Origin of the sequence: Streptococcus gingivalis (assembly GCF_035544715.1) — a bacterium.
In the GTDB taxonomy this organism is placed as follows: Bacteria; Bacillota; Bacilli; order Lactobacillales; family Streptococcaceae; genus Streptococcus; species Streptococcus gingivalis.
Window position 1 is genome coordinate 872,721 of sequence record NZ_JAYKTO010000002.1, and the last position, 13,722, is coordinate 886,442.

Annotated in this window: 17 protein-coding genes; 12 read left to right on the plus strand and 5 right to left on the minus strand. The window is 40.0% G+C overall.

The window, feature by feature from the left end; translation table 11 throughout:
• Nucleotides 1-336 precede the first annotated feature (336 nt).
• Entirely contained in the window at nucleotides 337-2,280 is a 1,944-nt protein-coding gene (gene thrS / locus SM122_RS10645) for a threonine--tRNA ligase (protein WP_195326755.1), read from the plus strand.
• 210 nt (nucleotides 2,281-2,490) lie between these two features.
• On the opposite strand, the gene SM122_RS10650 is transcribed toward thrS, so the two are convergent.
• A complete protein-coding gene (locus tag SM122_RS10650; protein WP_031576775.1) occupies nucleotides 2,491-3,540 on the minus strand; it encodes a DUF389 domain-containing protein in 1,050 nt (349 codons plus the stop codon).
• Nucleotides 3,541-4,425: 885 nt separating this feature from the next.
• On the opposite strand from SM122_RS10650, the gene yycF reads away from it, so the two are divergent.
• From yycF to SM122_RS10675, 5 genes are all read left to right on the plus strand, one after another.
• Entirely contained in the window at nucleotides 4,426-5,127 is a 702-nt protein-coding gene (yycF, locus tag SM122_RS10655; RefSeq protein ID WP_003008151.1) for a response regulator YycF, read from the plus strand.
• A complete protein-coding gene (gene vicK / locus SM122_RS10660) occupies nucleotides 5,120-6,472 on the plus strand; it encodes a cell wall metabolism sensor histidine kinase VicK (RefSeq protein WP_031573918.1) in 1,353 nt (450 codons plus the stop codon). Before yycF ends, vicK begins: the two co-directional genes overlap by 8 nt.
• A 7-nt stretch (nucleotides 6,473-6,479) precedes the next feature.
• The gene (locus tag SM122_RS10665; RefSeq protein WP_023918725.1) at nucleotides 6,480-7,289 is read left to right on the plus strand and encodes an MBL fold metallo-hydrolase; all 810 of its coding nucleotides are present in this window, start codon (nucleotides 6,480-6,482) and stop codon (nucleotides 7,287-7,289) included.
• A gap of 148 nt (nucleotides 7,290-7,437) precedes the next feature.
• Nucleotides 7,438-7,983 carry a putative periplasmic lipoprotein gene (locus SM122_RS10670; RefSeq protein ID WP_155169996.1) on the plus strand — a complete coding sequence of 182 codons (546 nt, stop codon included), beginning with the start codon at nucleotides 7,438-7,440 and terminating at the stop codon, nucleotides 7,981-7,983.
• Nucleotides 7,984-8,016: 33 nt separating this feature from the next.
• Nucleotides 8,017-8,403 (plus strand): YbaN family protein, encoded by a 387-nt coding sequence (locus SM122_RS10675; RefSeq protein ID WP_070466325.1) that lies wholly within the window; start codon nucleotides 8,017-8,019, stop codon nucleotides 8,401-8,403.
• A gap of 116 nt (nucleotides 8,404-8,519) precedes the next feature.
• On the opposite strand, the gene SM122_RS10680 is transcribed toward SM122_RS10675, so the two are convergent.
• From SM122_RS10680 to SM122_RS10695, 4 genes are all read right to left on the minus strand, one after another.
• Nucleotides 8,520-9,644: a site-specific integrase gene (locus SM122_RS10680; RefSeq protein ID WP_324737906.1), complete on the minus strand. Its 1,125-nt coding sequence runs from the start codon at nucleotides 9,642-9,644 to the stop codon at nucleotides 8,520-8,522.
• 87 nt (nucleotides 9,645-9,731) lie between these two features.
• Nucleotides 9,732-10,037 carry a hypothetical protein gene (locus tag SM122_RS10685; protein WP_320909836.1) on the minus strand — a complete coding sequence of 102 codons (306 nt, stop codon included), beginning with the start codon at nucleotides 10,035-10,037 and terminating at the stop codon, nucleotides 9,732-9,734.
• Nucleotides 10,038-10,043: 6 nt separating this feature from the next.
• Nucleotides 10,044-10,421, minus strand: a complete 378-nt coding sequence (locus SM122_RS10690; RefSeq protein ID WP_320909837.1) for an ImmA/IrrE family metallo-endopeptidase — start codon at nucleotides 10,419-10,421, stop codon at nucleotides 10,044-10,046.
• Entirely contained in the window at nucleotides 10,418-10,819 is a 402-nt protein-coding gene (locus SM122_RS10695; protein WP_320909838.1) for a helix-turn-helix domain-containing protein, read from the minus strand. The genes SM122_RS10690 and SM122_RS10695 overlap by 4 nt, the downstream gene beginning before the upstream one ends.
• Before the next feature lie 163 nt (nucleotides 10,820-10,982).
• On the opposite strand from SM122_RS10695, the gene SM122_RS10700 reads away from it, so the two are divergent.
• The 6 genes from SM122_RS10700 to SM122_RS10725 all read left to right on the plus strand — a co-directional run bounded on the left by SM122_RS10700 (nucleotide 10,983) and on the right by SM122_RS10725 (nucleotide 13,677).
• The gene (locus tag SM122_RS10700) at nucleotides 10,983-11,207 is read left to right on the plus strand and encodes a DUF739 family protein (RefSeq protein WP_320909839.1); all 225 of its coding nucleotides are present in this window, start codon (nucleotides 10,983-10,985) and stop codon (nucleotides 11,205-11,207) included.
• Nucleotides 11,208-11,287: 80 nt separating this feature from the next.
• Entirely contained in the window at nucleotides 11,288-11,533 is a 246-nt protein-coding gene (locus SM122_RS10705) for a helix-turn-helix domain-containing protein (RefSeq protein ID WP_155169989.1), read from the plus strand.
• Nucleotides 11,526-11,783 (plus strand): hypothetical protein, encoded by a 258-nt coding sequence (locus SM122_RS10710; RefSeq protein ID WP_320909840.1) that lies wholly within the window; start codon nucleotides 11,526-11,528, stop codon nucleotides 11,781-11,783. Before SM122_RS10705 ends, SM122_RS10710 begins: the two co-directional genes overlap by 8 nt.
• A 208-nt stretch (nucleotides 11,784-11,991) precedes the next feature.
• The gene (locus SM122_RS10715; RefSeq protein ID WP_324737905.1) at nucleotides 11,992-12,705 is read left to right on the plus strand and encodes a hypothetical protein; all 714 of its coding nucleotides are present in this window, start codon (nucleotides 11,992-11,994) and stop codon (nucleotides 12,703-12,705) included.
• Between the two features lie 2 nt (nucleotides 12,706-12,707).
• Nucleotides 12,708-13,025 carry a hypothetical protein gene (locus tag SM122_RS10720; RefSeq protein WP_324737904.1) on the plus strand — a complete coding sequence of 106 codons (318 nt, stop codon included), beginning with the start codon at nucleotides 12,708-12,710 and terminating at the stop codon, nucleotides 13,023-13,025.
• Nucleotides 12,991-13,677 (plus strand): AAA family ATPase, encoded by a 687-nt coding sequence (locus SM122_RS10725; protein WP_320909842.1) that lies wholly within the window; start codon nucleotides 12,991-12,993, stop codon nucleotides 13,675-13,677. Before SM122_RS10720 ends, SM122_RS10725 begins: the two co-directional genes overlap by 35 nt.
• Nucleotides 13,678-13,722 lie beyond the last annotated feature (45 nt).

Below are 13,722 nucleotides of genomic sequence, written 5' to 3' on the forward strand. Positions count from 1 at the left end.
GCAAAATTTTTCAATCGTGCTATAATAACTGACAGAGACATATCAAATCTAGGAAATCTGATAGAGAGCGCGTGGGGCTGGAAATCGCGTAGAGGATAGGTTTGGGACTACTCGTGATTCTTTTATGCAAACATAAAACGGTGGCTACGTTAGAGCCAATCAGAGGTGTCCCTCTTTTTTGAGGAACATAAATGAAGGTGGAACCACGTTGCGACGTCCTTTCGAGGAGGTCGCTTTTTTGATTTCTTCATGAAGACATCAAAAGGAATGATGATTCCAATGTTCAAAGACACCTTCCACCCATTTAGCTACTAAAAACTTTATAAGGAGAAAATCATGATTAAGATTACTTTCCCAGATGGCGCTGTTCGTGAATTCGAATCTGGCGTTACAACTTTTGACATTGCTCAATCCATCAGCAATTCTCTAGCTAAAAAAGCTCTTGCTGGTAAATTCAACGGCAAACTCATCGACACTACTCGTGCGATCACTGAAGATGGAAGCATTGAAATCGTGACACCTGATCACGAAGATGCTCTTCCAATCTTGCGTCACTCCGCAGCACACTTGTTTGCTCAAGCAGCTCGTCGCCTTTTCCCAGATATTCACTTGGGTGTCGGTCCAGCTATCGAAGATGGTTTCTACTACGATACAGACAACCAAGCTGGTCAAATCTCTAACGAAGACCTTCCTCGTATCGAAGAAGAAATGCAAAAAATCGTGAAAGAAAACTTCCCATCTATTCGTGAAGAAGTGACTAAAGATGAAGCGCGTGAAATCTTCAAAAATGATCCATACAAATTGGAATTGATCGAAGAACACTCTGAAGACGAAGGTGGTTTGACGATCTACCGTCAAGGTGAATACGTGGATCTCTGCCGTGGCCCACACGTCCCATCAACTGGTCGTATCCAAATCTTCCACCTTTTGAATGTGGCAGGTGCTTACTGGCGTGGAAATAGCGATAACGCTATGATGCAACGGATCTATGGTACCGCTTGGTTTGACAAGAAAGACTTGAAGAACTACCTTCAAATGCGTGAAGAAGCTAAAGAGCGTGACCACCGTAAACTTGGGAAAGAGCTTGATTTGTTCATGATTTCTCAAGAAGTTGGTCAAGGTCTTCCATTCTGGTTGCCAAATGGTGCGACGATCCGTCGTGAGTTGGAACGCTATATCGTTGATAAAGAAGTCGCAGCAGGCTACCAACACGTCTACACTCCACCAATTGCTTCTGTAGAACTTTATAAGACTTCAGGTCACTGGGATCACTACCGTGAAGACATGTTCCCACCAATGGATATGGGGGATGGAGAAGAGTTTGTTCTTCGTCCAATGAACTGTCCTCACCACATCGAAGTTTACAAACACCATGTGCACTCTTACCGCGAATTGCCAATCCGTATCGCTGAAATCGGTATGATGCACCGTTATGAAAAATCTGGTGCCCTTACAGGACTTCAACGTGTGCGTGAAATGTCTCTGAATGATGGTCATACCTTTGTGGCTCCAGAACAAATCGAGGAAGAATTCAAGAAGATCCTTCAATTGATCATCGATGTGTATGAAGACTTTAACTTGACAGATTATCGTTTCCGCTTGTCTTACCGTGATCCTGAAGACAAACACAAATACTTTGATAACGATGAAATGTGGGAAAATGCTCAACGCATGTTGAAAGCAGCCGTTGATGATATGGGCGTTGACTACTTTGAAGCTGAAGGGGAAGCAGCCTTCTACGGACCAAAATTGGATATCCAGGTTAAGACTGCCCTTGGAAAAGAAGAAACCCTTTCTACGATCCAGCTTGACTTCTTGCTTCCAGAACGCTTCGACCTTAAATACATCGGAGCTGATGGTGAAGAACATCGCCCAGTTATGATCCACCGTGGGGTTATCTCAACCATGGAACGCTTCACAGCGATCTTGATTGAGAACTACAAGGGTGCCTTCCCAACATGGCTTGCACCACATCAAGTAACCCTCATCCCAGTATCTAACGAGAAACACGTTGACTACGCTTGGGAAGTAGCTAAGAAGCTCCGTGACCGTGGTGTCCGTGCTGATGTGGATGAACGTAATGAAAAAATGCAGTTCAAGATCCGTGCTTCACAAACTAGCAAGATTCCTTACCAATTGATCGTTGGTGACAAGGAAATGGAGGATGGAACTGTCAACGTTCGTCGCTATGGACAAAAAGAAACAAACACTGTATCAGTAGATGAATTTGTAGCAACTATCCTAGCTGATATCGCCAACAAATCTCGTGTTGAGAAATAAAACGATCACAGTCTGAGAAACATTTTTCAGCAAAAAAAGCAACAACTATTTGAGTTGTTGCTTTTTATATTTTGTTTCACCTGAGTTAGTAGTGATTGGCCAAACCACCACAAATAGTATCCTCATCAACAATCCTTTCTATCCATTAACTTTTGGATATAGGATATCCTCCCAAGATTTGCTTCCATGAGTTAGATAAGTTGACTATCCTCAATCCTTGTCTGCTTCATTTTCTTTTACGAGATCGTTTTGTGAATCTTTTTCAGAGAGTTTTTGATCGATATACTTGTCAATGTTTTCGTAAAATTCCTTGGTCGTCTCACTATCTAATTTTGTCGAATTATGGACTTGATTGACTTTCAATTGAACAGATTGAATACCGTAAGAGTCTTGTTTTTGGCGAATGGTTTCTAATTCTTCTTCTGAAATCGGATCTCCAACAACTGTCAAGACCAATTCATTGCTACTTGACTTGTAGACTTGATTAATGATCGTATGATTGGCGAACTCTTTTCCTACAAACTGTTTGATCCCTTCTTTTCGTGCTTGATCCATCGTCAGAGTGACTGCTGAATAGCTGGCTGGAAGAACCAATAATACAATCAAGGAGATCAACCCAATTCTCATTTTCATGCTTAGCTCTTTAAATGAACTTAAGGGAGATTGTCTCATCATAATTCTTGTTCCAACAATATTGATTAGCATGATAAAGACACAGTTGATCAAGAAAAGATAGAGAGCCCCAAATAAAAATCGTACATTTCCATTAGCTAAACCATAGCCTGCAGTGCAGATAGGTGGCATCAGAGCTGTTGCAATGGCTACTCCTGGCACGATATTGTTTGCTTCTTTTTTTCTTGAACCAATGACACCTGCTATCCCACCCGCAATAGCAATGAGAACATCCCAAATGGTTGGAGAGGTTCGTGCAATCAATTCGCTACTTGCATAAGATAAGGGAGAAATCCAGAAATATAGAGTCGAGACAAACAAACTGACCAATACTTGAGTAAATAAAACCCCTAGAGATTGCTTGATTAAACGCGTATCAAAAATAGCTAAACCAAACCCCAGTCCAATAATCGGTGTCATAAGAGGGGAAATCAGCATGGCTCCAATAATGACAGCTGTTGAATTCATATTTAGACCTATAGAGGCAATAAAAATCGAACACATCAAAATCACTGTATCTCTTAATCGAACATGAAGGTCATCATATAGTTTCTCGCGGAATTCACGTGTTGAATAGTTTCCGGACATTGGTTACTCCTTTTATTTCATATAATCTTGTTTCTGCATGGATGATGGTAGAGAGACTTCTGTCCAAACTGACATGTTTTTAATTCTTACCTGTGATTCTTTTGAACATTATCTTTTAAATATCTATGAATCCATCCTTGATATTATATCAAAAAATTTACAGTCTTTCTCTGAAGAAATCAATTCATTTAAAAGATAGAGAATGGAAGAAATTTTTGTATCCTTATCTGAAGAAGAAAAACGTTATCTCCTCTGAAAGTAGATACCGTTTTGATGTTTAAACATGATGAGTTTGTAGCAGCAATCCTAGCTGATATCGCCAACAAATCACGTGTTGAGAAATAATGAAAAAATAAAAAAGATTGAGGATAAAACAATCTAAAAAACCTTCCTTAGGTGAGTAAGAACGTCAGCGAACTTCTATGAAGTTCCAAAACTCCCGAGTGAGAGTGGGACAGAAATTCTAGTCTCTCAATTGTCTTTGGATTATCGAGCAAGACGCAGTGGTTGAGTGGGCTCTACTACGCTGATTTCATCAGCTTTTACAGCCCTACTCAACTGTGCGGAGGTGGGACGACGAAATCGAATTCTAACGAATTACCGATTTCTGTCCCACTCTCACTTTTCTCACGACGGAAAGTTTTTAATAAATGATTCATTCTTTCTAGCAAGTAGGAAATTAACTTGTTTTAGAATCACTCAAGTGATTTTATCTTCTACATATCATTCGTTTTTTCTGAGACTGAGATTTTAACTTCTCGGTCTTTTTTTACCCTTTCTTATTGGAAAGTTCAGCAATTGAGGCTCCACATTTCTTCATAAGTTTGATATAATAAGAAGATAGAGATTGATTAGAAAAAGAAGCATTAGAAACAGGTATGTAAGATGAAAAAAATATTAGTAGTTGATGATGAAAAACCAATTTCAGATATAATCAAATTTAACATGGCAAAAGAGGGCTATGAAGTCTTGACAGCCTTTGATGGCCGGGAAGCTTTGGAAGTCTTTGCGGCTGAGAATCCGGATATTATTATTCTAGATTTGATGTTGCCAGAGATTGATGGCTTGGAAGTAGCGCGGACGATTCGTAAGACTAGCAATGTGCCGATCATTGTCCTATCTGCTAAGGATACGGAATTTGATAAGGTCATCGGGCTTGAAATCGGGGCGGATGACTATGTAACCAAACCCTTCTCTAATCGGGAATTGCAAGCGCGTGTGAAAGCCTTGTTGCGTCGTTCTGAGTTTGCGGCTGATCCTCAGCTTGAAAATGAGGCCGATACGGAAATTGTCATTGGTGATCTTCACATTCTTCCAGATGCCTTCTTGGTTCAAAAAGGCAACAAAGAATTGGACTTGACCCATCGCGAATTTGAATTGCTCTATCACCTTGCGACCCATGTCGGTCAAGTGATGACCCGTGAACACCTTCTTGAGACGGTGTGGGGCTATGATTACTTTGGTGATGTTCGGACAGTGGACGTGACAGTTCGTCGTTTGCGTGAAAAAATCGAGGACACACCGGGACGTCCAGAATATATCTTGACCCGCCGTGGTGTTGGATATTATATGAGAAACAATGATTGATCAACTAAAACAATTTGTAATGTCGTCGAACTTTGTCTTTGTTCTAATTACGGTTGGGTTTATCATTGTGGTAGCCTTGCTTTTGTTAGAAAACCGTAGGGACAATATTAAGCTCAGACAATTAAACGCCAAAATTAAGGATCTGATTGCAGGGGACTATTCTGAAGTGGTCGACATGCAAGGGAGTCCAGAACTGACAGATATGACCAATAGTATCAATGATCTGTCTGAGGTTATTCGCCTGACGCATGAAAACTTGGAACAAGAAACCAAGCGTTTGACCAGTATCCTTTCTTACATGACAGATGGGGTGCTTGCGACCAATAGACGTGGTCAGATCATCATGGTCAATGAAATGGCCGCCAAGCAATTGAATGTCAATCCAGATGAGGTGCTCAATACCAGTATTCTGGATTTGCTTTCGCTTGGAGATGACTATGATCTGCGAAGCTTGATTACAGAAGTACCAGAGTTGACCATTGATTCCCAGGATGAAAATGGGGAATACTTAAGTCTTCGTGTGCGCTTTGCCTTGATTCGTCGCGAGTCAGGTTTTATCTCTGGTCTGGTAGCTGTCTTGCACGATACGACAGAGCAGGACAAGGAAGAGCGGGAACGTCGCCTCTTCGTCTCCAATGTGAGTCATGAATTACGGACACCTTTGACCAGTGTGAAATCCTATCTGGAAGCCCTGGACGATGGTGCTTTGTCAGAGCCAGTAGCACCAGATTTTGTCAAGGTTTCACTCAATGAAACCAACCGCATGATGCGTATGGTCACAGATCTATTGAGCTTGTCTCGAATCGATAATGAAACCAGTCAGTTGGACATCGAGTTGACCAACTTTACGGCCTTTATCACTTTTATTTTAAACCGGTTTGATAAGATCAAGAGTCAATCGCAAGAAGATACCAAGAAGTATGAACTGATCCGGGAATACCCGATCACTCCGATCTGGGTGGAAATTGATACGGATAAAATGACCCAGGTGATCGATAATATCTTGAACAATGCCATCAAGTACTCACCTGATGGTGGAAAAATTAAGGTAGGGATGAAAACGACAGATGCTCAGTTGATTATCTCTATCTCAGATGAGGGCTTGGGGATTCCCAAGAAAGACTTGCCACGTATTTTTGATCGCTTTTACCGAGTGGATAAGGCGCGTAGTCGGGCCCAAGGAGGGACTGGTCTGGGCTTAGCCATTGCTAAGGAGATCGTTAAGCAACACAAAGGCTTTATTTGGGCCAAGAGTGAATATGGCAAGGGATCTACTTTTACCATTGTCTTGCCGTACGACAAAGATGCTATTAAAGACGACTGGGATACAGAAGAGGAAGAATAAGGAGTCAATGACAGAAGAGGGATTTAAGTATAGTATTTTAGCTTCAGGTTCTAGTGGGAATTCTTTCTACCTTGAGACGCCAAAGAAAAAACTGCTTATTGATGCAGGATTATCAGGGAAAAAGATTACGGGACTATTGGCTGAAATTGATCGCAAACCAGAAGACTTAGACGCCATTTTGATTACGCATGAACACTCAGACCATATCCATGGTGTGGGTGTTTTAGCGCGGAAATATGGCATGGATCTATATGCTAATGAAGCAACTTGGAAGGCTATGGAAGGCACCAAGTATCTAGGGAAGGTCGATGATGCTCAAAAGCACATTTTTGAAATGGGAAAGACCAAGACATTTGGCGATATCGATATCGAAAGTTTTGGGGTCAGTCACGATGCTGCTGCCCCTCAATTCTATCGCTTTATGAAGGATGGCAAGAGCTTCGTCATGCTAACGGATACGGGCTATGTGAGTGATCGCTTGGCAGGTATCGTCGCGGATGCGGATGGCTATCTGATTGAGTCCAACCATGATGTAGAGATCCTTCGAGCAGGTTCGTATGCTTGGCGCTTGAAGCAGCGGATCTTGTCAGACCTAGGCCACCTTTCTAATGAAGATGGGGCAGATGCCATGATCCGGACCTTGGGAAATCGCACCAAGAAGATTTATCTGGGGCATTTGTCAAAAGAGAACAATATCAAAGAATTGGCCCATATGACCATGGAGAACCAACTGGCTCGAGCAGATCTAGCTGTCGGTCATGATTTTGAGGTTCTGGATACATCACCAGACACCGCGACCCCTTTGACGAAGATATAAGATGGAAAACCACCTGCGGGTGGTTTTTTATATGCCTATTTGAGGAAATCTACATCTAGTAATGAATTTGCTCTTTACCCAAAATTCGTGTATGATAGGAAAGAATGAATTCTGAGTGAGATTCATGAAAGTAGAGGAGAGATAATAAATGAAAAAAATGATGTTATTACTGGCTAGTTTGGTTGCTTTAACAGCTTGTAGTCAGTCTAAGCAAGTTACGAAAGAGTCGACTTCCAATCAAACGACGAAGGAAACAAAAGTATCAGAGTCTTCTAAAGAAGAAAAAGGTTTGAAATTTGTAGTAGCACCTCAGTATGAAGGTAAAACGTCTGAGCTAATTGAGTTAGGAAAAAAATTGGTCAAGGACCATCCTGAACTCGGAAGTGAAGGTAATATGGCGCTCTACTTCACGGGAGCTATTTCTGAAGAAAGAGCTGCACTCATGCTGGTCAATAAGACAGATGTAGATATCAAGAAAGATTTAAATTTTTCAATTACGTGGTCTTATGATGGCAAGACTATTTTTGAGAATCAAAAGGTTAGCTATTTCATCAAAGATAGTGGTGAATTACCCTCTCATACAGCAACTCTGATATTATTACCATTGAACGAGGAGCAAATGAAGATTGTCGATGGAATGTCAGACCCTTCTAAGATGATACTTCGAATGTCAGATGTGAATGCTGTAGAGTGATTACGAAAAAAGAAACATACAAAGGAGAAGTAAATGCGCCTTGTTTATCTTACGATTGGTTTTGTGTCTTTGGGATTAGGAATCATTGGGATTCCTTTGCCGATTTTACCGACGACTCCCTTTTTACTGCTATCGATGGCCTGCTTTGCTAAAAGTTCCAAACGCTTTGAAACTTGGCTCTACCAAACCAAGCTTTATCAAACCTATGTAGCGGATTACCGAGAGACCAAATCGATTGCCAAAGAACGGAAGAAATGGATCCTTCTTCAGATCTACATTCTGATGGGCATTTCCATCTATCTGGCCCCGATTATTTGGGTGAAGCTCGCTTTAGGAACTTTGACGATTTTTATCACCTTTTATCTCTTAAAAGTGATCCCCAATAAGCCTGAAAAACCAACAGAAGAACATCCTGAGTAAAAATAGAGAATTCAGGACCTAGAACTAGGAAAAGAAGTGCGTTCGTGCTTCTTTTTTGGTATAAAAGTAAAAACCCTTGTGTATCAAGGGTTTTAGTATGTTGACTACGTTTTTGACTACGCTTCAAGAAATTTTAATAAGCGATCTGCAACATCTGACCGCTGTTTGTCATTTAAGTGTGTGTACATATCGAGTGTCGTTTGGATATTCGAGTGACCTAATCTATCTGATATCGTTTTAGGTTCTATGCCAGCTTCGAATAACAAACTTGCGTGCGTGTGTCTCAGACTATGCACGCTAAATTGTTTTAGTTTGTGCTTGCCAAGAAAGTATCGCAGTTCATCCCGAAAATGTGCAAAGTCGAAGTAGCCACCCTTGGTATTGGTGATGACGATATTTTTTGACTTAACACCATATTTAAAGAATAGTTTCTTCTGCTCTAATTTCCATTCTTTAAGTATCTGTACCGTGCTATCATCTAGCGAGATCGTCCGTGTGCTACGTTTGGTTTTAGGCGACTGAGTAGACAGCTTCCCATTAATTGTAACAAGTGTCTTACTAACTGATATCGTCTTGGTTTTAAAATCAATATCAGACCATTCAAGTCCTAACAATTCCCCTCGCCTTAACCCAGTGTAAGCGAGTGTGTGCCACGCAGTGTATAAGACAGGTCGTGCATCTTTCTTTGCCAGCGTGAGAAATTTGTTTAATTCTTTTTTAGTGAGTGCTATTTTTTCTTTCCGTGGTTTCTGCTGTTTTGGACGTATGATCCTATCAACTGGATTAGTCTGGATGATATCCAGATGCAGAGCGTACTTAAACACCCTGTTAATGATAGACAGATAATTTAAGTAAGTTACATACTTCTTGCTTAATTCTATGACAATCTTTTGCATCATAGCCACGGACACGCTCTCAATTCGGATATCCTTAAAATGATTCTCTATGATTGCTTCAAGATAATTCTTTGTATTTTGATAAGTCGTAGGCTTTACAGTCGTTTCATAACTCTCTAACCACAGATCAGCTACTTCTTTAAACGTAGGCTTGCTAGAGTGATCTGTAAAGCCATTCTCTTCGATAGATAGCAGTAGTTCCCGTTCTGCTTTCTTTGCTTCCTTTTGAGTTTTAAACCCTCTACGGGTCGTTCGTTTTTGCTTGCCAGTAAACGGATCAACACCCAGATACGCTTGGAGCATATAGCGTGTTTCTCCGTCCTTTGTTAAATATTTTTTGATCATGACAATCTACCATTGATATGATATAATCTATATAGATTTCAATATCTTTCCTATCTACCGTCCCGTTTTTCGGGGCGGTTTTTTTATTTACATTAAACTAAAAATAAAATGCAGTAGTGGTATTAGTAGCAAGATAATCATGATTAAACAACCTAGACTGCTAAGAGATTGTCCACAGCCTTGCAGAGCAGTACCACAGCCATCAAGAGCATTGCCTACTTGCGTGGCCTTGCTATTTTCAACATGACTTTCATAATCATAAAAAATCTGTTTCACTTCATCTGGATTAAATCTAAACCCACATTTTGGGCATCGCTGAGTGTGGAATGTTAAGATAATGTCATTCTTACAGTGTTCACATTTTAATTTTAATCTTGCTTGTTCTAAATCCATAATAATCTAACCTACCAATCTATAAAATTCATCAATGACCATGAGTTCGTCCGTGGTCGTTTTTAATTTGTGCCGTTCCATAAAATTTAAATAGTTGAAATTTTCCTTGTCTACGTGGTTCAATTCCTCCTTCAATAATTCATGTATCATGGCTCTATTGGCCTCGTTTTCGCATTTAATCGGGTTGATGGTGTATTCTCCCTTCGAATGGTCGAGGTGGCCTAATTCGTGCAGTATAACCCTCTTCTGGGCTTCACTAGATAGTGATTTGTTCACAAATACTATCTTTATTTCGTCCACATAGATGCCGTGCCTATTCCATAGATCGGGATCGAAATAGGCAATACGGACACCATGCAGGTCGCAAATTTCTTCTATACTCATAGTCTGCCTTTTAAATATATTTCTATAATGTTCTGTATTGCTTGTATATCGTTTTCGTTTAGTGGTTTACCGTCAAATGTTTTTGCGTTTTCTGCCATTTTGCGGAGGTCGGTTTCGGTATAGCCAGTGGTGGTGGTAGAAGTAGAAGTATCACGCTCCCTTGGGACATCATAACCCATTAACCATGCTTCTGATACATTAAAAGTCAAAGCAAGCAAAGCTAATTTCTTTTGGTCTGGCGCTTGTACACCATTCACGTATTGAGACAACGCACTTTTTCCAAGTTTAACACCTAATTTTTCTTGGAAAGGCTTCGAATTATTAATTATATCTACTTGTTTCCATTGTTTCTCTTGCATTAATTCTCGGATTCTGTCCGCAGTTTCAAATTTTCTCATGATCTTTACTCCTTATTTCTACTATAGTATAACACAAATTTTGAAAATAAAAAATAAAAAAGTTCAAAAAAAATGAAAAAAAGTGTTGACAAAGTTCATGACGCATGATATACTTTAACCATGATCAAAGTTCACGTGACGTGAACAAGAAAGGAGTGATAAAATGAGCAATGACTATTCAATGCTTTTAGGTAAAATCACAGAGAAGTTTGGAACACAAGCCAACTTTGCTGAGGCTATGGGAATGTCAGAACGCAGTATCTCGCTGAAATTGAATAATCGAACATCTTGGAAAGATAGTGAGATTTCAAAGGCGGTTGAGATTCTTGGAGTGAATCCAGAAGATATCCCCTCTTATTTTTTTAAATATAAAGTTCATGCTTTATGAACATAAAAAAGCGCCCCACAGAATGGAACGCTTCACAAAATTAACCACTTTGATTATACCACAGAAAGAAGAGGTGGGCAATGATTGAAGAACTAATCAAAGAACAGATCAGAGAAATTTACCTCGAAGCGAAAGAACAGGCTAAGAAAGAACTGTTACCAATCAGTCAAGCAGAATTGCAAGAGATGTTTGGTTTTAGCAACGAATACTTAAAACGCTTGAAACGCAAAGGCTTGAAATTTCGCAAGCAAGGAAAATACATTATGTACGATCTAAACGATGTACACGAGATTTTGGAACTAGAAAAGGAAATACAACATGTATAACGACATTATCGCAGGAATAACAATCGCAGGAACATTTTTCACGGCTGGATTTATCGGAGCGGTTTGGGACTTTAAACGTGCGCAACGGAAGAAAGCAAGACTGGCCAAACAGGAAGCGATCATGCAACAGTACGAGGAAGATTTGCAAGAGAAGTTTGAAGAGGGCTATCAAGCATTTCAAGCTGATCTAGCTTACGCACGCAAGCACTCTCACTCTGATAATGATTGGGGTACAGCAGATGTTCTTTAAGAAAGCAAGAAGAATTAAAGAACTTGAAACTCTATTAAAAATCTACGAGAAAAGGGACATCGAACATACGAATGTTCTACGGGTGCTATTAAATGGACGAAAACGAAGAAATCGACTACCACGATCCAGATCTATGGCACTGGTACGGGTCTGGCAAACGCTGGTTAGGCGATGATGATGAAATTTAAAAATTAACGGAGATGACACAATGGCTAAAGGTAAATACAAAAATAAAAAACGGAAAGAACATAAAGATGAAATTGCAATGATGTTTATAAAAGCCGTAAGACAACAACACCCAGAAAAAGAAGAAGAGTACAAAAGATTATCTGAAAAATACAAAAAAATGTTTGCAAATGATCCATACAGGTTTGATAAAGTGTTTGATGATAATCCTGTTTACTACTTTCACTTAAAGTTGCTATTAGCTATCAATATAGACCGTTTAAAGGAATTGAGGCGCTACCACAATATTTCTGCAGAGGAACTCGATGACCGACTAGGCTACACAAAAGGTTATCCAAGACAAGCGCTGGTAAACACTTATAACAATCCCACTCCAAGAAACGCTAAAATTGCGATGAAAGTTTGTCAAACTATTGGTATGTTTTCAAGAGGAAAAAAGCTGGACGGGGTCAAAATTAATAGTGAATATTTTGACGTAGCAGAAATGATTAACGAAAGTTTTGAGTTGGCTGGACTATCTGCGCCAATAATGATGGAATCGGAAGCAATTAATGAAGATGAAAACATTGAAGAAATTAAAGTTGTGAAAGAGGAAGTTGAAGCTATTGGCAACGATAACGATCTGGAATTTCTAAAGCAAAAAGCACTTTCGGTTAGCGATGCTAGAACTATTGAAGAAGTCGTAGATACAGCTAATCAAATTTTAAAACTTGCTGAAATTTTGAAAGGTGCTTAAAGATGAGATTTTACGTTAACACAAAATACGAGCTAGTATGTGCGCCAGATTATCACGATAAATTCGGCAATGTTACAGCAGATTCATTGATGATCAACACTGGCACATATACCAATATGCTGGAAGAAGAAATCAATCTGGCAGTAAATGAAGTTTTAAAACGGTATCGGCACACAATCCCAAAGGAATTAGTAGAAGAACTCTTTAAGGAGCGCAAGAGACAAGTGCGAATGATGTGCGATACGAGTGCTATTCTGAGCGAGTATATGGATGGAGGAAAGATAAATGAAGATCACACAGGCGACGAAAATCACGAATGATGATGCGTGCTACTTAATCTACGGAAACCCAGGATTTGGTAAGACCAGTGCGATTAAATACATTGATGGTAAAACGTTAGTCATTAATATCGACAAGTCTGCTAAGGTCTTAGCAGGATGCGAAAACATTGACATCGCAGATGTTGATACACACAAGATCTGGGATGAATGGTTAACAGTCGTTAAAGAATTGTTAAACGGAGCTGGTGAACCATACGACACAATCGTGGTTGATAACGTTTCTGAGTTATTCCGTGCGTGTCTTGCCAACTTAGGTCGTGACGGTAAAAACCATCGTGTACCATCGCAAGCAGATTACCAACGGGTAGATTTTACGATCTTAGATAGTTTACGAGCCTTGTTACAACTTAATAAACGCATTGTATTTACAGCGTGGGAGGCAAGCGACCAATGGACGGACGAAAACGGTATGATCTACAACCGTGCTATGCCAGACATTCGCCCTAAAATTTTAAATAACTTCCTTGGACTGACTGATGTGGTCGCCCGTCTGGTGAAGAAAACCACGGACGATGGTGAAGAAGTACGAGGGTTTATCCTACAACCATCTGCAAGCGTTTATGCTAAAAATCGCTTAGACAACCGTAAAGGCTGTAAGGTCGAAGAGTTATTTAAAGGGGGTGATGATTAGTGGTGTTTGAATTACGTGATTATCAGAAAGAGTTAATCATGGACA